The sequence below is a fragment of the Neotabrizicola sp. VNH66 genome (genome assembly GCF_049445895.1).
Taxonomy (GTDB): domain Bacteria; phylum Pseudomonadota; class Alphaproteobacteria; order Rhodobacterales; family Rhodobacteraceae; genus Pseudogemmobacter.
This window is the reverse complement of the sequence record NZ_JBMSDW010000001.1, coordinates 244,209-263,392: the sequence shown is the minus strand read 5'-3', so window position 1 is coordinate 263,392 and position 19,184 is coordinate 244,209. Positions and strand designations below refer to the sequence as shown.

Below are 19,184 nucleotides of genomic sequence, written 5' to 3'. Positions count from 1 at the left end.
CCCCGGATGTCAGGCCGGAATGTCGCGCATCAGCGGCTCCAGCGCGCCCATCCGGGCCATGCCGTCGGTGCCCGCGGGCAGTTCCATCGTCAGGCAGGTGCCCGCCGGCACCAGCTTCCACGCATTGCCCTGATAATCCACCTTCGCCGTGCCCGCGCAGGTGGTGCCCGGTCCGGCGGCGCAGTCGTTCTGCCCTGCCATCGCCACGCCGTAGCATTTTTCCATGTCTTCGGCCGCGGCCTCGGTCGCCGCCATGGCGCCAAGCGCGCAGATCAGCAGGGCGCCGAAGCCCAGATTCGCGGTGGTGTCGGTCATGTCGCTCTCTCCTCGTGTGTCGGACCAGAGGGCGCGTCCTGCGGCCCTCAGATGTCCATTCGCGGGGAAAGCGGGCGGCGTTACCGGCGCCGCCCGATGATCACGCAGCCGTGACCCTGCCGGATCAGGCCACGGTGACGGTCAGCACCGGCAGGCCGTCGATCCGGCCTTCCATCACATCGCCCGGGACGACGGCGCCCACCCCGGCCGGGGTTCCGGTCAGGATCACATCGCCGGGGAAAAGCTCGAACAGGGTGGAAAGCTGCGCCACGATGCCGGGCGCCGACCAGATCATGTCGCCGATCCGGGCCTGCTGCCGCAGGGCGCCGTTGACCGAAAGGGTGATGGCCGATCCGGTCAGATCGCCGGCCTGATCCGCCGGAACGATGGCGGTGACCGGGGCGGAATGGTCAAAGCTTTTGGCGGCCTCCCACGGGCGGCCAGCCTTCTTGGCCACGGCCTGCAGATCGCGCCGCGTCATGTCCAGCGCGGTGGCATAGCCGAAGATATGAGCTGAGGCCTGCGCCTCGGGAATGTCGTGGCCGCCGGTGCCGATCATCAGCGCCAGCTCGATTTCGTAGTGAACATCCTGCGACTGCGGCGGATAGGGGAAAATCCCGTCGCTGCGCAGGGTATCTGCGGGCTTCATGAAGAAGAACGGCGGCTCCCGGTCGGGATCATGGCCGAATTCGCGGGCGTGTTCGGCATAGTTGCGGCCCACGCAATAGACCCGCCGCACGGGAAAACGGGCATCGCTGCCCTGAACTGGAAGGGTGACCGGGGCGGGGGCGGGGAACAGAAGCTGCATCGGCAGGCCTTTCGTCGGATGTCGCGCGCACGCGATCATGCGGGGCTGCCAAGGTCAAGCGGGTTACTCCTCCTCCCGCGGGAGGTTGGCCTGCGGCAGCAAGGTGGAAATCTTATAGAGCAGCGACTTCGCCGCCCGGGCGCGGGCGGGATCGTTCGCCTCCAGATGGCGCAATCCGGTGGCCAGCGCGTCCAACTCGTCCGGGGTCAGCACGGTGGGCGGCAGCATCAAGGGGGCGCGCAGGATATATCCCAGCCCCCGCTCTCCGGTGACGGGCAGGCCGGTCGCGGCCATCATCGCCATGTCGCGCCAGACCGTCCGGGTTGAAACGCCCAGTCGTCCGGCCAGTTCCTCGGCCGTGTGAAGCTTGCCGTCGCGCAGGATCTGCACGAGGTCATAAAGGCGGGAGTCACGTTTCATCGGGCCGGATCGGGGCTGGGGCGGGTCTGGGCAACTGACAAAATACTGTCAGTTGCGGGGGCGGGGCAAGCGGAATGGCCCTTTTCCTTGCCCCTTCGCTGGCCCTAGGTTTCAGGAAATCAGATCACGGGCTGCCGCTGCGGCCCACAGAATGGAGGTTTCCATGTTCCAGAATATCGGCCTTCCCGGCCTTCTCCTCATCGCTGTTGTCGTCCTTGTGCTGTTCGGCAAGGGCAAAGTCTCGTCCCTGATGGGCGAAGTGGGCAAGGGCATCACCGCCTTCAAGAAGGGCGTGTCGGATGGCACGGCCGAGATCGAGAAGGAAAAGGCCGATGCCGCGCGCGACATCACGCCGGCCTCGCCCGTGGTCACTCCGGTGGCTGAAAAAGACAAGGTCTGAGACCGGACGAAGAGGGAGTTTCCCGCATGGAGATCGGCTGGTCCGAGCTTTTGGTCATCGGTGTGGTGGCGCTTGTCGTCATCGGGCCGAAGGATCTGCCCGAGATGTTCCGCACCCTTGGCCGGTTCACTGCCAAGCTGCGGTCCATGGCACGCGAATTTTCGCGGGCGATGGAGGATGCGGCGCGTGAGACCGGCGTCAAGGATGTGGCCGACGACCTGCGCAAGGTGGCCAGCCCCAAATCCATGGGCCTTGAGGCGGTGAAATCGGCCGCCGACAAGTTCGAGAAATGGGACCCGCTGAAGGGCACCCGTCCGGGTGCGACGGCCCCATCTGCGACGGTCGCGCCTGTGGCTGCGGCCTCTGCCGTGCCGGCCGCCGCCGCCGCGCCTGTTGCGCAAACCGCCGCGCCCGCGCCGGTCAGCGCCTCGGATCTGGCACCTCCCGTGGCCCCGGCTGCTGCACCCGCCGCGCCGATGGGGCCTGCGACCGCCGCGCTGGCGGAAAAGACCAATCTGCGCAAAGGCATTGCCGCCGAGGCGGCCGAGAAGCTCCGCGCCACCCGCACGGCAGAGCCTGCCGCCGCGGCCGAACCCGCGCCCGCCAAGCGTGGCCGCACCCGCAGCACGGCGCCCAAGGCGGAAGCCGCGCCGCCCGCTGCTGCGCCTGCGCCTGCTGCTGCCAAGCCTGCCCGCAAACCCGCGACCCGCAAGACCGCGGCGAAGGACCCGCAATGAAAACTGACGAGATCGACGACAGCTCGGCCCCGCTGATCGAGCATCTGATCGAGCTGCGGAACCGCATCCTGTGGTCTCTGGCCGCGTTTCTGGTGGCCATGATCCTGTGCTTCACGGTCTGGAACCCGATCTTCAACTTTCTGACTGCGCCGATCTGCGATGCGCTTTCGACGCGCCAGCAGGATTGCGGGCTGGTGCTGATCAAGCTGCAGGAAGGCTTTTTCGTCGCCATCCGCATCTCGGTCATCGGCGGCATCGCGCTGTCCTTCCCGATCATCGGCTATCAGATGTGGCGCTTTGTGGCGCCCGGGCTTTACCGCAACGAGCGCAAAGCCTTTCTTCCGTTCCTGATCGCCAGCCCGATCATGTTCCTTCTGGGCGCAGCTTTTGCCTATTATGCAGTGCTGCCCATTGCCTTCAACTTCTTCCTGTCCTTCCAGCAGGGGGCGGGCGCCGGGGTGGAACCGGTGATCGACAGCCTCACCGGCATGGCAACGCCCGGTGCCGCGCCGGCTGCCGATGGCGTTGCCAAGGTCGCGGAAGAGGCGCACAAGGCTGTGGGTGTGGTCTTCCAGGGCAGCATGGAAAGCTATCTGGCGCTGACCACCAGCTTTGTCCTTGCCTTCGGCCTGTGCTTCCAGCTGCCGGTTCTGCTGACGCTGATGGGGCGGGCGGGTCTTGTGACCTCGGCCGGTCTGGCCGGTGTGCGCCGCTATGCCATCGTGATCATCCTGATCGTGGCCGCCGTCGTCACACCGCCCGACTTCATGTCGCAGATCATCCTTTTCGCGGCGGTTTATCCGCTGTATGAAATCTCAATCTTTCTGGTGCGCCGCTTCGAGAAGAAGAAAGAGGCGGAACTGCGCGCCAACGGGGAATGGGACGAGGACGAGCCTGCCGCATGACCGAGACCGGGACGCAAAGTCGCGCCGAGGACCCCCTTAGTCGCATTGCCGCCGCCCTGGAGCGGCTGGCTCCTGCACCTCAGGCCGCCCCGGATTTCGGGGCGGCGGATGCCTTTCACTGGCAGACCGCGCCGGACCGGCTGGTCCCGGTTCCGCGCGTGTCGCGGGTGGACATCGGCCTTCTGGTCGGCGTGGACCGGTCGCGCGATACGCTCTTGGAGAACACCCGCCACTTTGCCCGCGGGCTGACCGCGAACAACGCGCTTTTGTGGGGCGCGCGGGGCATGGGGAAATCCAGCCTCGTGAAGGCGGTCCATGCGCAGATCCGGCATGAGGGGCTGCCGCTGAAGATCGTCGAACTCAGCCGTGAGGATCTGCCCTCGGTCACGCGCCTGCTGGCGCATCTGCGCACGGCGCCGCAACACCGTTTCCTCTTGTTCTGCGATGACCTGTCGTTCAGCCATGACGACCAGCATTATAAATCTCTGAAGGCGGTGCTGGATGGCGGGATCGAAGGCCGGCCGGAGAATGTGCTGTTCTACGCCACCTCGAACCGCCGCCATCTGATGCCGCGGGACATGATTGACAACGAACGTTCGACCGCGATCAACCCCGGTGAGGCGGTGGAGGAAAAGGTCTCGCTGTCGGACCGGTTCGGCCTGTGGCTGGGCTTCCACCCCTGTTCGCAGGACGATTACCTTGAGATGATACGCGGCTATTGCGCCGCCCATGGCGTGACCGTGCCCGAAGACCGCCTGCGCGCCGAAGCCATCGAATGGCAGGCCACGCGCGGCGCGCGTTCGGGCCGTGTCGCCTGGCAATTCTTCTGTGACCTTGCCGCCCGCGAAGGCGTGAGGGTCGCCACATGACCACCCGAAGTCGAAGGCGGGGCACTTCCCGCAGGGAAGGACCCCGATGATCACCGATATCCTCGTCATTCTGGCGCTGATCGTGCTGAATGGCGTTCTGGCCATGTCTGAACTGGCCATCGTCTCCGCACGCCCCGCGCGGCTGAAGTCGCAGGAGGGCAAAAGCCGCGGCGCGCGAATCGCCCTGCGTCTGGCCGAGAATCCGGGGCGGTTCCTGTCCTCGGTCCAGATCGGCATTACCGCCGTGGGCATCCTGTCGGGTGCGCTGGCCGGCGATACCTTGGGTGAGCGGCTGGAGGACTGGCTGGCGCTGCAGGGTATGGACCCGGTCTGGGCCAGTCGTCTGGGCGTGGGCGGCGTCGTGGTGGCGATCACCTATGTCAGCCTGATCGTGGGTGAACTGGTGCCCAAGCAGCTGGCGCTGCGCAACCCCGAGGCGGTGGCGATCCGCGTGGCGCCGCTGATGCATGTGATCTCGATCGTGGCGGCGCCCATCGTCTTCTTCCTCGATATCTCGGGTAAGACGGTGCTCTGGCTGCTGGGCCAGCGGGGCGCCAGCGACAGCCGTGTGACCGAGGAAGAGGTCCATGTCCTTCTGGCCGAGGCACAGGAAGGTGGCGTCCTGGAGGATGAAGAGCGCGCGATGATGACCGGGGTCATGCGCCTGTCGGACCGGATGGCGCGCAGCCTGATGACGCCGCGGCAAGAGGTGGAGGCGCTGCCGCTGAACGCCACCTCGACCGAAGCGGTGGCCGCGATCCGCAAGATTGCCCGGGCCCGCATGCCGGTGGCGGATGAAGCGGGCGATATCGTCGGCATCGTCCTGCTGGCCGATGTGTTCCAGGCCGTTTCGCGCCGCGAAACCGTGGATCTGAAGGCGCTGGTGCGCGAGGTTCCGGTGGTGCATGACCGGATGGAGGCGCTGGACGTGGTCGAGGTGCTGCAAAAGTCCGATCACGGGCTGGCGCTGGTCTATGATGAGTACGGCCATTTCGAAGGCATCATCACCACGGCCGACCTTCTGGAGGCGATCACCGGGGCCGAGGCCGCGAATGAGGGCGACGAGCCCGCGCTGGTGGAACGCGGCGATGGCAGCCTTCTGGTGGCGGGCTGGATGCCGGCCGATGAATTCTGTGACCGGATGGGCCTGCCGCGCGGTCTGGCCGGGGATTACGATACGGTGGCGGGGCTGGTGCTGCACCAGCTGGGCCATATGCCCGCGCTTGGCGATCTGGTCCGGGTGGAGGGCCATTCGTTCGAGGTGATCGACATGGACGGGCTCAGGATCGACAAGGTTCTGGTCTCGAAACTCTGACCCTGCTGAAGGAGACTGCAATGGCCGACCTGACCATCACGTTCACCGAGACCGAGACCAAGGGCCGATATGCCGCCACCGCCCCGGGGGCCGCGGGCGAGGGGGAGCTGACGCTTTCCAAGGTGACGGACAAGCTGATCATCGCGGACCACACCTATGTGCCCGACAGCATGCGCGGCATGGGCGTGGCCAAGGCTTTGGCCGAACGGCTGATCGCCGACGCCCGCGCCAAGGGACAGCGGATCGTGCCGCTGTGCCCGTTTGTCCGCGCCCATGCAATGAAGCACCGCGAGGCGCTGGCCGACGTCATTCAGTGGTAGGTCGCGGTCCGGCCCGCCCCGTCAACTGAATTCCGGTGCGGATCGTCGCACATTTGCGACATCTGTGGTGCGTCTTTGACGGCTTGACCTCGCCCGCATCGGGATGGAACGTTACAAAACCGGCACGCTGATGTGACCGGGGTGCAACGCAATCCATCCGGCGGTGTCAAAGGGCCGCAATGGGGACAAAGGGGACAAGGTTCATGTGCAACGCCTGCGTGATCGATTCCGTGAAATCCTCGATGCTGTCGCGGAGGGCTCTGTTCAGCGGGGCTGCGGCCACGACCGCTGCGGTCATGGCTTCGGCGCTGGTCACCGCCCGCCCGGCGCTGGCGCAGGCCGCGGGCAAGGTCGTGGACCTGACCCACAAATATGACAGCAGCTTTCCCACCTTCGACGGCGTGCCCGGCATCATCTACGAACCCGCCGTCAAGTTCGAGGATTCGGGCTATCAGCTGTGGAAGCTGACCATCTACGAACACACCGGCACCCATATCGACGCGCCGCTGCATTTCACCGCCGACGGCACCTCGGTCGCCGATCTGCCGGTGGAGCGGCTGGTCTGCCCGCTTTGCGTGATCGACCTGAAGGCCAAGGCCGCCGAAGATGCGAATGCCATGGTCGAGCCCGCGGATATCGAGGCCTGGATTTCAGCCAATGGCGAAATTCCCGCGGGCGCCTGCGTGGCGATGAATTCTGGCTGGGCCGACAAGGTGGCGACGCCCGCTTTCCGCAACACGCCGGAAGGGGCCTTTGCCTTCCCGGGGTTCTCCAAGGCGGCGACGGATCTTCTGGCCACGATGGATGTGGCCTGCATCGGGGTGGACAGCCTGTCGCTGGACCCCGGCAATTCGGCCGATTTCGCGGTGCACACCAGCTGGCTGCCCGGCGGGCGCTTTGGCATCGAATGTCTGGCCGGGCTGGATCAGGTGCCCGCGAAGGGGGCCACCGTCTTCATCGGGGCACCGAAACATGCGGGCGGCACCGGCGGCCCGGCGCGCGTTCTGGCGCTGGTCTGACCATGGCGGCGGGGTCCCCTCCGGTGGTGCGCCGTCCGCAGGGGCACCCGCCCTGACCGGCGGCCCCTTCTGCACGCTGCAATCTGCGCCCGCATTACGACCCAAAAGGACCCCGCCCGCCATGTTCGCCAGCCCCTTTTTCCCCTCGCCTGCCGAGATGCTCAGCCTTGGGCTGCGGTCCACCGCCATGCTGTCCGAAGCGCAGATGGTCATTTCCCTGCGCCTGATGGGCTTTGCCGGGTTCTGGCCGGTCTCCTCGGGCGAGGGGATGCGGATGGTGACCGAAAAGCTGGAGGCCCTGCACGAGGCGCAGATGGCCGCGCTGAACACCATGGCGCGCGGCGGATCGGCGGCCGCCGTGGCCGAGGCCGCGCTGAAGCCGGTGCGGCGGCGCACCCGCGCCAATGCGCGGCGCCTGTCGCGCGCAGCGGACTGACGGACGGTCGTAGACGGGCAGTCGCCCCCTGACAGCCACGGGCCCGTCGTCGCCACACCACGCTTGCCCCCGTTGCCCCGTCCCCCTAACCATGGGCGCAGGGGCAGCGGAGGTCAGAATGCAGGATCAGGGGCACGGGCGGACGGCCAATGCGGCGATCTGGTATGCCCCTGACGGATACGATCCGAAATCCAAGGGGATCAACGGCCGCCGTGTCGCGGGCGAAAGCTTTCTGCGCGGGTTCTTTGCCCATGCCGAGGCAGAGGAATTCGTCTGCCTGACCCATGGCTCGGGCGATGAGGCGCATTTCCGGGAATTTGCCGCCCGGGCAGGCGTGACCCGGCCCGTGCGCGGCGCCCGGCTGGAACGGCCCGTGGACATTGCGCCCTTGTCGGTCGTCAGCTTTCCCAGCCCGAATTTCGCCATCGAATGCTGGCGCCGGGCCATGTCCGGCGGGGCAGCCTGGGCGATCTGCGGCATCACCCATACGACCGCCACCAGCGCGGTGATGCAGGGCCTGTTCGACCTGCGCGCCGCGCCCCAGATGCCATGGGATGCGGTGATCTGCACCTCGCGCGCGGTCCATGCCTCGGTCTCGGGGCAGATGGAACTGACGGATGCCCATCTGTCCGCGCGTTTCGGTGCTGTGCCGCCGCGGCCCCTGCTACCGGTCATTCCGCTGGGGGTGAATTCCGGCGATTTCACTCCCGATCCCGCGGCGGGCCAGGCCCTGCGCAAGCGGCTCGGGCTGGGGCCCGAGGATGTGGCCTGCGCCATCATCGCCCGGCTGACCCCGCATGAGAAATTCGACCCGCTGCCGGTCTATCTGGCCCTGGCCGAGGCGCAGCGGCAACTTGTGGGGACAGGGCGCCTGCATCTGTTCCTGTGCGGCCAGTTCCGCGACAAGGCTGCGCATGCGGTTTTTGCAAACGGTGCGGCGGCGCTGATGCCGGAGGTGGGCTTCCATCTTCTGGATGGCGGCGATGCGGCAGAGCGGCGTGCCACCCTTTCCGGGGCTGACATCTTCCTCTTTCCCATCGACAATGTGCAGGAAACCTTTGGTCTTGCCCCGATCGAGGCCATGGCCGCGGGCCTGCCGGTCATCGTGTCGGACTGGGACGGGATGAAGGATACGGTGACACCCGATTGCGGCATCCGTATCCCGACCGAGGCGGCGCGGGCCGATCTGACGGCGCATCTGGGCAGCCGCTATTTTGGCGGGACCGACAATTACGCGCAATATCTGGGCCAGTTGTCGGCAATGACCCGGATCGAACTGGGGCCGCTGACGGCGGCTGTGGTGGCGCTGGCCCGCGATCCTGTCTTGCGGCGGCAGATGGGCGCGGCCGGCCGGGCCCGGGTGCGGGCATTCTATGACTGGTCGGTGGTGATCCCGCAGTATCAGGCGCTTTGGGCCGAACAGGCGGCGATGGCGGCGGCGGCGCTGGCCGCGGACTCCGCCCCGCCGGCCTACCGGCCGGGTGCCTTGCCACCCGGCCCGGCGCCGGGGCTGTTCTTTGCCGATTATCCCAGCCGCACCGGCCCCGATCCGGCCCGGCGCTACCGCGCGACCGGGGCCGATCTGCCCGCCGTGGCCCAGATGCTCCTCCTGCGCGACTATGCGGCCACCCGGCGCCAGTTCGACAGTGCCGAAACGGTGCAGCGCACGCTGGACGCCCTGGCCAGTGCCGGGCGGGCCGGCCTGACGGTGGCCGGGGCGGCAAAGGCGGGCGGTCTGGGCCAGCGCGCCGTGGCGCGGGCGCTTTTGTGGCTGATGAAATATGGCTATGCCGGGGAGGCGGAATGAAGACCATCCTGATCACCGGGGCGGGGGCGGGCATCGGCCGCGCCGTCGCCCGCCGCTTTCTGGACGAGGGCTGGCAGGTCGCGCTGATGGGCCGCCGGGTGGCTGCGCTGGAGGAGACAGCCGGGGCCGCCCCCGCCCTGATCCTGCCCGCCGATGTGGGCGATCCGGCCGCGGTCGAGGCCGCCTTTGCGACACTCGAGTCCGAATGGGGCCGTCTGGACGTGCTGTTCAACAATGCGGGCACCTCTCTCCCCGGCCGCCCGATTGACGAGATCGCGGTGGAGGACTGGCTGCGCCTGTGCCAGACCAATATCACCGGCATGTTCCTGTGTGCCCGGGCGGCCTTTGGCCTGATGCGGCGGCAGGCCCCGCAGGGCGGGCGGATCATCAACAACGGCTCGATCAGCGCGGACCGGCCGCGGCCGGGATCGGCGCCCTATACCATGTCGAAACATGCGGTGACCGGGCTGACCAAGACGCTTGTGCTGGACGGGCGGAATTTCGATATCGCATGCGGCCAGATCGACATCGGCAATGCCCTGACCGAGATGGCCGCGGCCTTCCCCAAGGGCGTGCCGCAGGCGGATGGTACCATCCGGGCCGAGCCGGTGATGGATGTGGCCCATGTGGCGGATGCGGTGCTGCATATGGCCGGGCTGCCTCTGGACGTGAACATCCCGTTCCTGACGGTGATGGCCCGCGACATGCCGCTTTACGGACGGGGCTGATCGGCCTTAGCCCGCCGCGGGCCGGCAGAACATGTCATAGACCAGTTCAATTGTGCGGCGCACCTTGGGGTCCTGGATCGAGTAGAAGATCGCCTTGCCGTCGCGCCGCGTGGCCACCAGCCCCTCCAGCCGCAGCCGGGCCAGCTGCTGGCTGATGGCGGCCTGCCGGCTGGAAAGAAGCTGCTCCAGCTCGGTCACCGATTTCTCGCCCGCGGCCAGATGGCACAGGATCATCAGCCGCCCCTCATGGCTCAGCGCCTTGAGAAAGCCCGCCGCCGCCGTGGCCTGCCGCAGCATCTCCTCGGGCGGCAGGCTGTCGCAACCGCCCCGTGCCGCAGGGGCGGACGGATCGGTGTCGTGCAGGGAAAGGGGGCTGTCCGTCATCATCGTCACATCTCTGAATGTGAAGTTATGTATGCCATAGCATGTCCGCAACCCTGCGGCCATGGGCAGGCCCGATGCGCTGTGCAACACCGCTTGCGGAAGGCGCCGCGCCCGGCAAGGATCGCCGGGCACGGGCCGCCCCCGATAGGAGAGACCGATGATCCGCCATTCCGCCTTCACCGCCCCGGGCCGCTTCTGGCGCGGCAACCTTCATACCCATTCCAGCCGGTCGGACGGGGTGCTGAAGCCCGAGGAGGTCTGCCGCCGCTACCGCGACGAAGGCTATGATTTCCTTGCCCTGACCGACCATTTCGTCGGCGCGTACGACTATCCTTTGGTGGATACCGTGCCGTTCCGCACCGATAGCTTTACCACCATCCTGGGGGCTGAGTTGCATTCCGGTGCCATGGCGAACGGAGAGCTGTGGCATATCCTGGCCGTGGGGCTGCCCGCGGATTTCGCCCCCTCCGACAGCCCGGATTTCAGCCCGAAGCCCGGGCAGGAAACCGGGGCCGAGATTGCCGCCCGTGCGGTGGCGGCGGGGGCTTTCGTCGCCATCGCCCATCCGCAATGGTCCGGCCTGACGCTGGAGGATGCCCGCGGCATCACCGCCGCCCATGCGGTGGAAATCTACAACCACGGCTGCGCGACCGGGGCCGACCGGGCAGATGGCGCGGCGATTGCGGATCTGTTGCTGACCGAGGGGCGCAGGCTCTCGCTCATCGCCACCGATGATGCGCATTTCCACGAGCCGGACCATTTCGGCGGCTGGACCATGGTGAAATCCACCGAGAACACGCCCGAGGCACTGCTGGCCGCGCTGAAACGCGGCGATTTCTACGCGACGCAAGGCCCAGAGATCCGGGATTTCCGGGTGGAGGGCGACCGGATCGTGGTGGAATGCTCGGCCGCGGTATCGGTCATCGCGCTCGGGTCGGGGGTGTCGGCCAATGCGGTGCATGGGGCTTCGATGACCCGGGCCGAGGTGCCGCTGCGCTGGCGCGGCGAAAGCCCGTGGATCCGGGCCGTTGTGGTCGACGCGGCGGGACGGCGGGCCTGGACCAACCCGGTCTGGCGCGACTGACCCGTCGCAGAATGGAGCGGCCGCGCATCCGCGCGCGGCCGCACGCCTTTTGCCTCGCCTCTGGCGCAAGCGCCAACCGGCTCGGGAAGGCCTCCGGCGGGGATATTTGTGCAAACTGGAACTGCAATTCCACTTTGTCCAAATATCCCGGGGGGAGCCGAAGGCCGGGGGGCTGGCCCCCCGTCTTTGCGCCCGCGTCCGAAGTGCCCGCCGTGTCAGCCCAGGATGCCGGGCAGGGTCAGCCCCATGGCACGGGCATGGTCTTTTGCGATGTCATAGCCGGCATCGGCATGGCGCATCACCCCGGTGGCGGGATCGTTCCACAGCACCCGCTCCAGCCGCCGGGCCGCTTCATCGGTGCCATCGGCGACGATGACCATGCCGGAATGCTGGCTGAAGCCCATGCCCACCCCGCCGCCATGGTGCAGGCTGACCCAGGTCGCGCCCGAGGCGGTGTTCAGGAGTGCGTTCAGGAGCGGCCAGTCCGATACGGCATCCGAGCCGTCCATCATCGCCTCGGTCTCGCGGTTGGGCGAGGCGACGGAGCCGGAGTCCAGATGGTCGCGGCCGATGACGATGGGGGCCTTCAGCTCTCCGCTGGCCACCATTTCGTTGAACATCAGCCCGGCGCGGTGGCGGTCGCCGAGGCCGATCCAGCAGATGCGGGCGGGCAGGCCCTGAAAGGCGATCCGCTCCCCCGCCATGTCCAGCCAGCGGTGCAGGTGGGCATTGTCGGGGAACAGGCGCTTCATCGCGGCATCCGTCTTGCGGATATCCTCGGGGTCGCCGGAGAGGGCGCACCAACGGAACGGGCCGATGCCCTTGCAGAACAGCGGACGGATATAGGCGGGGACGAAGCCGGGGAAGGCGAAGGCATTCTCCAGCCCTTCGTCCTGCGCGACCTGACGGATGTTGTTGCCGTAATCCAGCGTCGGCACGCCCGCATTCCAGAAGCCGACCATCGCCTCGACATGGGCGCGCATGCTGGCGCGGGCGGCCTGTTCCACCTCGGCGGGGGCGGTTTCCTGTTTCGCGCGCCAGTCGGCCGGGCTCCACCCCGCGGGGCAATAGCCGTGCAGCGGGTCATGGGCGCTGGTCTGGTCGGTGACGATATCCGGGCGGGGGCCGCCGTCTTTCATCCGGCGCAGAAGCTCGGGGAAGACCTCGGCCGCATTGCCCAGAAGGCCCACGGATTTCGCCTCTCCCTTCGCGGTCCAGTCGGCGATCAGCGCCAGAGCCTCGTCCAGCGTGCGGGCCTTGGCGTCGAGGTAGCGGGTGCGCAGGCGGAAGTCGATCCGGGTCTCGTCCACTTCGACCGCGAGGCAGCAGGCGCCGGCCATGACGGCGGCGAGGGGCTGTGCGCCGCCCATGCCGCCAAGGCCGCCGGTCAGGATCCAGCGGCCTTTGAGGTTGCCGCCGTAATGCTGGCGCCCGGCTTCGGCAAAGGTTTCATAGGTGCCCTGCACGATGCCCTGCGTGCCGATGTAGATCCACGACCCGGCGGTCATCTGGCCGTACATCATCAGGCCCTTGCGGTCCAATTCGTTGAAATGCTGCCAGTTGGCCCAATGCGGGACGAGGTTCGAATTGGCGATCAGCACCCGCGGCGCATCGGCATGGGTGCGGAAGACGCCGACCGGCTTGCCCGACTGGACGAGCAGCGTTTCTTCGGGGCCGAGGTCTTTCAGCGCGGCGACGATGCGGTCGAAATCGGCCCAGGTGCGGGCGGCGCGGCCGATGCCGCCATAGACCACCAGCTCATGCGGGTTTTCCGCCACATCGGGGTGGAGGTTGTTCATCAGCATCCGCATCGCCGCCTCGGTCTGCCAGGAACGGGCGGTGATCTCGGGGCCGGTCGGGGGGAAGATGTCGCGGGCGTTGTGGCGCGGATTGGTCATGGTCGGTTTCCCTGGCTGGCCGCGGAGCGGGGGCTTGCGCAGCCCCCGGACCCCCGCGGGATATTTGTGAACAGATGAAATCAGAGCGTCGGAAGCGGCAGGCCGGTGGCGGTGCCAAGGGCGCCTTCGGCAATCAGCCGGGCGGCGGCGGCAAGATCCGGGGCCATGTAGCGGTCATCGGTCAGGGCGGGGACTTCGGCGCGGAGGGCGGCGAGGCTGCGCTGGAGGGGAGCGGAGGTCAGCAGCGGCGCGCGGAATTCCACGCCTTGCGCGGCGCACATCGCCTCGACCCCCAGAATGTGCTGGAGGTTCGCCACCATCCGGCCCAGACGGCGGGCGCCATGGGCGGCCATGGAGACGTGATCCTCTTGGTTGGCGGAGGTGGGGGTCGAGTCGATCACCGTCGGATGGGCGAGGTGCTTGTTCTCGCTCATCAGGGCGGCGGTGGTCACCTCGGCGATCATCAGGCCGGAGTTCAGGCCCGGTTTCGGGGTCAGGAAAGCGGGCAAGTCGAAGCTGAGCGTCGGGTCCACCATCAGGGCCACCCGGCGTTGCGCGATGGCGCCGATCTCGGCCAGGGCCATGGCGATCATATCGGCGGCAAAGCCCACGGGTTCCGCATGGAAATTCCCGCCGGAGACGATCTGGCCATCGCTTAGGACAAGGGGATTGTCGGTGGCGGCATTCGCCTCGGTCTCCAGCGTGCGGGCGGCCATGCGCAGGACGTCCATCGCGGCGCCGGTCACCTGCGGCTGGCAGCGGATGCAATAGGGGTCCTGCACGCGGCTGTCGCCTTCACGGTGGCTGTCGCGGATGGCGCTGCCGGTCAGGGCCGCCCGCAGGAAGGCGGCGGCGGCGATCTGGCCGGGCTGGCCGCGCAGGGCATGGATTTCCGGCTCCAGCGGCGCGGTCGATCCCATGATCGCATCGGTGGAGAGCGCTGAGACGGTCAGCGCCTCGGTCGCCGCGCGCCAGCCGTCGAAGAGGCCTGCCAGCGCGTAAGCCGTGGAAAACTGGGTGCCATTGATCAGTGCGAGCCCTTCTTTCGGGCCAAGGATGATCGGAGAAAGACCTGCCAGACGAAGGGCTTCGGCGCCGGAATGGATGTGTCCTGCTAACTCTGCCTCACCATGCCCCAGCATGACCGCGGCCATATGGGCCAAGGGGGCCAGATCGCCCGAAGCGCCGACCGAACCCTGCGCCGGGATCACCGGGGTGACGCCCGCGGCCAGCATGTCCTGCAACAGTGCGATGACCTGCCAGCGCACGCCCGAGGCGCCGCGGCCGAGCGAAAGGAGCTTCAGCGCCATCATCAGCCGGGCGGTGGCGCGGGGCATCGGTTCCCCCACGCCGCAGGAATGCGAGAGGATCAGGTTTTCCTGAAGCTTTGCCGTGTCCTGCGGTGCGATCTTCAGGCTGGCGAGTTTGCCGAAGCCGGTGTTCACCCCATAGACCGGGACATCGCCGGCGGCGGCCTGTGCGATGCGGGCAGCGGCGGCCTCGACGGCCGGGCGGGCGCTGTCGTCCAGCCGTGCCGCCGCGCCGTCGCGCCAGATCCGTTCAAGCTGTGCAAGGGTGGTTTCGCCGGGGATCAGGATTTCAGCCAATCTGGCCTCCGAAAATGCGGGTGTGGATGGCCGGGCCGCCGATCCGGTAGCTGAGTTCAGCCGGGTGGTCGGTGTCCCAGAGGATGAGATCGGCCCGCTGTCCGGGGGCGATGCGGCCGCGGTCGGTCAGTCCGAGCGCGCGGGCGGCGTGATGCGTGACGCCCGCCAAAGCCTCGGCCGGGGTCATGCGGAAGAGGGTGCAGGCCATGTTCATCGCCAAGGGCAGCGAGGCCAGCGGAGAGGTGCCGGGATTCAGATCGCTGGCCACCGCCATGGGCACGCCCGCCGCGCGCAGGGCGGCGACCGGGGGCTGTTGCGTCTCGCGCAGGGTATAGAACGCGCCAGGCAGGATCACAGCGACGGTGCCCGCAGCCCGCAGCGCCGCGATCCCGGCAGGCGAGAGATATTCCACGTGATCCACCGACAGCGCGCCATGGCGGGCGGCGAAGGCGGCGCCTTCAAGGTTCGACAGCTGCTCGGCATGCAGTTTGACCGGCAGGCCAAGGGCGCGGGCGGCGGTGAACAGCGGTTCCAGGTCGTCGGGCGAAAAGGCGATCCCCTCGCAGAAGGCATCGACGGCATCCGCCAGACCTTCGGCATGGGCTGCGCGCAGCGAGGGGATCGCCACTTCGGCGATATAGGCGGCGCGGTCGGTGAATTCGGGCGGCAGGGCATGGGCGGCCAGATGGGTCGTCACGACCCGGACCGGGCGCGCGCCTTCGATGGCGCGGGCCACGCGCAGCATCTTCAACTCGCCCGCGACGGTCAGGCCGTAGCCGGATTTCACCTCGATCGTGGTGGCGCCCGCGGCGATCATCTGGTCGATGCGGGGCAGGCTTTGCGCCAGCAACTCCGCCTCGGACGCGGCGCGGGTGGCGCGCACGGTAGAGAGGATGCCGCCGCCCTGACGTGCGATTTCCTCATAAGAGGCGCCGTTCAGCCGGGCCTCGAATTCCGCCGCGCGCGATCCGGCAAAGACCGCGTGGCTGTGGCTGTCGATCAGGCCGGGGGTCAGCAGGCGGCCGCCGCAGTCCAGCCGCGGGCCGGAAGGGGCCGGCAAGTCCGGGCCGCAGGACAGGATACGGTCGCCCTCCAGCAGCACATGGCCGGGAGTGGCGGGGCCATCTGTGGCCAGAAGCGCGTTTGTCAGAAGCATTGCGGACTTGCCTTTCGCCCGAGTCGGCGTTTAATATGTCTATACATAATTCATCCGTCAAGCGAGGTCTCGATGCGGATCCATGCGGAACAGGCGCTTCTGCCCGAGGGGTGGGCGCGGGATGTGGTGGTGTCAGTGGCGGGCGGGCGCATTGCCACCGTGCAGCGGGATGTGCCGGGCGGGCGGGGCTGCCTGATCCCGGCGCCCGTAAACCTGCACAGCCATATGTTCCAGCGCGCGATGGCCGGGTTGACGGAGGCACGGACCGCTGGACAGGACAGTTTCTGGACCTGGCGGACGCTGATGTACCGCTTTCTGGAGCAGCTTTCCCCCGAGGATGTGCAGGCCATTGCCGCGCAGGTCATGGTCGAAATGGCCGAGGCCGGGTTTGGTGCGGTGGCCGAGTTTCACTATCTGCATCATGGGGTTGACGGGCAAATCTATGACGACCCGGCCGAGATGGCAGCCCGGATCGTGCAGGCCGCAAAGGAGACCGGACTGGGTCTGACGCTGTTGCCGGTTCTGTATGAACAGGGGGGCTGCGACGGGCGGAAACTGGCGGGCGGACAACTGAGATTTGGAAATGATTTCAAATCTTACTATGACATTCTTGAAGCATCTTCTGAGCATGTGAAGGTGCTGCCGGATGGCCGGACCGGTGTCGCGCCGCATTCGCTGCGGGCGGTGTCGCGCGGGTCGCTGGCACAGGTGGCCGGGCTGACATCGGGGCCGGTCCACCTCCACATTGCAGAGCAGATGGCCGAAGTGACCGAGGTGCAGGCCGCCTATGGTGCCCGCCCGGTGGACTGGGCCTTGGCCAACCTGCCCTTGGACGGGCGGTGGTGCATGATCCATGCGACGCAGATGACCGCGGGAGAGACCGCCGCGCTGGCCGCCACCGGCGCGGTGGCGGGTCTGTGCCCGATCACCGAGGCCAATCTGGGCGACGGCATTTTTGACGGCACCGGCTGGCGCGCAGCGGGGGGCGTCTGGGGCGTGGGATCGGACAGCAATGTCCGCATCTCGCTGCGCGAAGAGCTGCAGCTTCTGGAGTACAGCCAGCGGCTGCGTGACCGCGCACGGGCGGTGCTGGCCGATGCCCGCTCCACCGGGCGGGTGCTGATCGAGGAGTCCGCGCGCGGCGGGGCGCAGGCGGCGGGCCGCGATGCCGGGCGGATCGCACCGGGGGCTTGGGCCGATCTGACGCTGCTGGACACGCGGTCGCTGGCGCTGGAGGGGTTGCAGGGCGATGCGGTACTGGACGCTTTCGTCTTTGCGGGCGACGACGGGCTGGTCACCGATCTGTGGTCGGCCGGGCGGCATATCGTGCAGGACGGGCGGCACATCGCGCGCGACGCAGTGGCGGCGCGATTCCGCAAGGTGCTTCAGCGGCTGCGCGGGGCCCTGTGATGGGGTGGGAGGATATCCGCGCCGCGGTTCTGGACCGAATTCGCGCACGGGAATGGCCGCCCGGCGCGCTGATCCCGGGTGAGGAGCAGATCGCTGCGGATTATGGCGTGGCGCGGGCCACGGTCAACCGGGCGATGCAGGCGCTGGCCGATGAGGGATTTGTCGAACGGAAGAAACGCGCGGGCACAAGGGTGGCGGCGCTGCCCACCCGCCGGGCACGGCTGGATATCCCCGTCCTGCGGCGCGAGGTGGAGGCGACGGGTGCCGTCTATGCCTTCCGCCTGCTGGCGCGCCATGAGGCCCCGATCCCTGACGAAGCCGCGATGCGGATGGGACTGCCCGGCGGCACGCCCGGCCTTTATCTCGAAACGCTGCATCTTGCCGACGGCCGCCCGCAGGTGTTCGAGACGCGGTGGCTGAACCCTGCTGCGCTGCCGCCGCTGCCGGATTTCGCCACGGTCACCGCGAATGAATGGCTGGTGGCCGAGGTGCCCTTCGTCTCGGGCGATCTGGTTTTTTCCGCGGGGCCCGCGGGGGCCGCGGCGCAAGCCTTGGCCATCGCCCCGGACACCCCGGTCTTCGTGACCGAGCGGGTGACCGTAGGCACCGCCGGGCCGATCACGCTGGTGCGTCAGTCTCATGTCCCGGGCTATCGGGTGGTGATGCAGCTTTGATCCGCCGCGCCAGATGCCGCCCGACGATCCGCGTCAGCCGCCGGTGCAGCGGCGTGATGCGGTGGCGGATATGCATGGCGGCATAGACCGGCTGGCGCAGCACCGGCGCCTCTTCCACCGTGCGGACGCGGCCTGCAGCGATCAGTTCCTGCGCGGTCTGATCCAGCACATAGCCGGTGCCCCCCATGGCCAGCAACAGCGACACGACCGAGCCGGATTGCCCGACCGAGACGGGCGAGGTGGTCAGCTGTGGAGTGGTCTGGCGGTGCAGCTCCTCGAATGCGGGGGAGAAATGCGCGAAAACAAAACTCTCGGGGCGCACATCGGCGAGCCGGTCGGTGAGGGTGGAGACCATGCGGTAGCCCACATCGCCCAGCGTCTCGAAATGCAGGTCGGGGTGCGGCTTGGGGCTGAACATCACCGCGAAATCCAGCGTGCCGGTCAGAAGATCCGCGCACATCTGGTTGGAATAATCCGGCTCGATATAAAAGGCGGTTTCGGGATATTCGCGGCGGAAATCGGCAACCCAGTCGCCCAGATGGATCGCGGCGAGATCGTTCTGGATGCCGAGCCGCGCCAGATGTCCGGCGCCGGCGGGCACAAGGATGCGCCGCCGCGCTTCGTTCCATTCATGGCGCAGGCTGCGGGCATGCGGTTCGAACCTTTTCCCCTCGGTCGTGAGGTCGGTGCCCGCGCGGGACCGGTCGAAGAGTCGCACGCCAAGCGCGGTCTCCAGCGCCAGAAGCCGGGCCGAGACGGTGGATTGGGTGATCCCCATCCGTTCCGCCGTGCGGTGGAAGCTGCGGGTTTCGGCAAGGTCGAGGAACGTATCGAGAAGGTCGGTCTGCATCGGCTGCGCCCGGGGGTTTCACCCCCGGACCCCCAGAGTATT

21 protein-coding genes are annotated in these 19,184 nt (G+C 67.8%); 13 read left to right on the top strand and 8 right to left on the bottom strand.

Annotated elements, in window-relative coordinates:
* Positions 1–9 precede the first annotated feature (9 nt).
* From ACO2Q5_RS01305 to ACO2Q5_RS01295, 3 genes are all read right to left on the bottom strand, one after another.
* Entirely contained in the window at positions 10–315 is a 306-nt protein-coding gene (locus tag ACO2Q5_RS01305; protein ID WP_423287664.1) for a DUF2282 domain-containing protein, read from the bottom strand.
* Between the two features lie 124 nt (positions 316–439).
* Positions 440–1,123, bottom strand: a complete 684-nt coding sequence (locus ACO2Q5_RS01300) for a fumarylacetoacetate hydrolase family protein (RefSeq protein ID WP_423287662.1) — start codon at positions 1,121–1,123, stop codon at positions 440–442.
* Positions 1,124–1,186: 63 nt separating this feature from the next.
* Complete coding sequence (locus tag ACO2Q5_RS01295) at positions 1,187–1,543, bottom strand: helix-turn-helix transcriptional regulator (protein WP_423287660.1); 357 nt, start codon at positions 1,541–1,543, stop codon at positions 1,187–1,189.
* Positions 1,544–1,706: 163 nt separating this feature from the next.
* Here ACO2Q5_RS01295 and ACO2Q5_RS01290 point away from each other — a divergent pair, with 163 nt between their 5' ends.
* The 10 genes from ACO2Q5_RS01290 to ACO2Q5_RS01245 all read left to right on the top strand — a co-directional run bounded on the left by ACO2Q5_RS01290 (position 1,707) and on the right by ACO2Q5_RS01245 (position 10,079).
* Positions 1,707–1,943, top strand: a complete 237-nt coding sequence (locus tag ACO2Q5_RS01290) for a twin-arginine translocase TatA/TatE family subunit (RefSeq protein ID WP_423287658.1) — start codon at positions 1,707–1,709, stop codon at positions 1,941–1,943.
* A gap of 26 nt (positions 1,944–1,969) precedes the next feature.
* Positions 1,970–2,680, top strand: coding sequence for a Sec-independent protein translocase protein TatB (tatB, locus tag ACO2Q5_RS01285; RefSeq protein ID WP_423287656.1), 711 nt, complete (start codon positions 1,970–1,972; stop codon positions 2,678–2,680).
* The gene (tatC, locus tag ACO2Q5_RS01280) at positions 2,677–3,585 is read left to right on the top strand and encodes a twin-arginine translocase subunit TatC (RefSeq protein ID WP_423287654.1); all 909 of its coding nucleotides are present in this window, start codon (positions 2,677–2,679) and stop codon (positions 3,583–3,585) included. The genes tatB and tatC overlap by 4 nt, the downstream gene beginning before the upstream one ends.
* Positions 3,582–4,454, top strand: coding sequence for an ATP-binding protein (locus ACO2Q5_RS01275; RefSeq protein ID WP_423287652.1), 873 nt, complete (start codon positions 3,582–3,584; stop codon positions 4,452–4,454). The genes tatC and ACO2Q5_RS01275 overlap by 4 nt, the downstream gene beginning before the upstream one ends.
* Before the next feature lie 46 nt (positions 4,455–4,500).
* On the top strand, positions 4,501–5,769 hold the full coding sequence (locus tag ACO2Q5_RS01270) for a hemolysin family protein (protein ID WP_423287650.1): 1,269 nt from the start codon (positions 4,501–4,503) through the stop codon (positions 5,767–5,769).
* 20 nt (positions 5,770–5,789) lie between these two features.
* Positions 5,790–6,089: a GNAT family N-acetyltransferase gene (locus tag ACO2Q5_RS01265; RefSeq protein WP_423287648.1), complete on the top strand. Its 300-nt coding sequence runs from the start codon at positions 5,790–5,792 to the stop codon at positions 6,087–6,089.
* A 203-nt stretch (positions 6,090–6,292) separates the two neighbouring features.
* The gene (locus tag ACO2Q5_RS01260; protein WP_423287646.1) at positions 6,293–7,108 is read left to right on the top strand and encodes a cyclase family protein; all 816 of its coding nucleotides are present in this window, start codon (positions 6,293–6,295) and stop codon (positions 7,106–7,108) included.
* Positions 7,109–7,229: 121 nt separating this feature from the next.
* Entirely contained in the window at positions 7,230–7,544 is a 315-nt protein-coding gene (locus tag ACO2Q5_RS01255; protein WP_423287644.1) for an antibiotic ABC transporter, read from the top strand.
* Positions 7,545–7,662: 118 nt separating this feature from the next.
* A complete protein-coding gene (locus ACO2Q5_RS01250) occupies positions 7,663–9,351 on the top strand; it encodes a glycosyltransferase family 4 protein (protein ID WP_423287642.1) in 1,689 nt (562 codons plus the stop codon).
* Positions 9,348–10,079 (top strand): SDR family oxidoreductase, encoded by a 732-nt coding sequence (locus ACO2Q5_RS01245; RefSeq protein ID WP_423287640.1) that lies wholly within the window; start codon positions 9,348–9,350, stop codon positions 10,077–10,079. The genes ACO2Q5_RS01250 and ACO2Q5_RS01245 overlap by 4 nt, the downstream gene beginning before the upstream one ends.
* 6 nt (positions 10,080–10,085) lie before the next feature.
* Here ACO2Q5_RS01245 and ACO2Q5_RS01240 read toward each other — a convergent pair whose 3' ends face one another.
* Entirely contained in the window at positions 10,086–10,376 is a 291-nt protein-coding gene (locus ACO2Q5_RS01240) for a metalloregulator ArsR/SmtB family transcription factor (protein WP_423287998.1), read from the bottom strand.
* Positions 10,377–10,620: 244 nt separating this feature from the next.
* Here ACO2Q5_RS01240 and ACO2Q5_RS01235 point away from each other — a divergent pair, with 244 nt between their 5' ends.
* Positions 10,621–11,547 carry a CehA/McbA family metallohydrolase gene (locus ACO2Q5_RS01235; RefSeq protein WP_423287638.1) on the top strand — a complete coding sequence of 309 codons (927 nt, stop codon included), beginning with the start codon at positions 10,621–10,623 and terminating at the stop codon, positions 11,545–11,547.
* Between the two features lie 215 nt (positions 11,548–11,762).
* Here the strand turns inward: ACO2Q5_RS01235 and hutU are convergent, their stop codons facing one another.
* The 3 genes from hutU to hutI form a co-directional block, all read right to left on the bottom strand.
* On the bottom strand, positions 11,763–13,445 hold the full coding sequence (gene hutU / locus ACO2Q5_RS01230) for a urocanate hydratase (RefSeq protein WP_423287636.1): 1,683 nt from the start codon (positions 13,443–13,445) through the stop codon (positions 11,763–11,765).
* Between the two features lie 80 nt (positions 13,446–13,525).
* Entirely contained in the window at positions 13,526–15,052 is a 1,527-nt protein-coding gene (hutH, locus tag ACO2Q5_RS01225; RefSeq protein WP_423287634.1) for a histidine ammonia-lyase, read from the bottom strand.
* Positions 15,045–16,208, bottom strand: a complete 1,164-nt coding sequence (gene hutI / locus ACO2Q5_RS01220; RefSeq protein WP_423287632.1) for an imidazolonepropionase — start codon at positions 16,206–16,208, stop codon at positions 15,045–15,047. The genes hutH and hutI overlap by 8 nt, the downstream gene beginning before the upstream one ends.
* Before the next feature lie 72 nt (positions 16,209–16,280).
* Here hutI and ACO2Q5_RS01215 point away from each other — a divergent pair, with 72 nt between their 5' ends.
* Positions 16,281–17,618: a formimidoylglutamate deiminase gene (locus ACO2Q5_RS01215; RefSeq protein ID WP_423287630.1), complete on the top strand. Its 1,338-nt coding sequence runs from the start codon at positions 16,281–16,283 to the stop codon at positions 17,616–17,618.
* Positions 17,618–18,292 carry a GntR family transcriptional regulator gene (locus tag ACO2Q5_RS01210; protein ID WP_423287628.1) on the top strand — a complete coding sequence of 225 codons (675 nt, stop codon included), beginning with the start codon at positions 17,618–17,620 and terminating at the stop codon, positions 18,290–18,292. Before ACO2Q5_RS01215 ends, ACO2Q5_RS01210 begins: the two co-directional genes overlap by 1 nt.
* On the opposite strand, the gene ACO2Q5_RS01205 is transcribed toward ACO2Q5_RS01210, so the two are convergent.
* Entirely contained in the window at positions 18,237–19,142 is a 906-nt protein-coding gene (locus ACO2Q5_RS01205; protein WP_423287626.1) for a LysR family transcriptional regulator, read from the bottom strand. The two genes, ACO2Q5_RS01210 and ACO2Q5_RS01205, sit on opposite strands and share 56 nt — an antisense overlap.
* Positions 19,143–19,184: the final 42 nt, after the last annotated feature.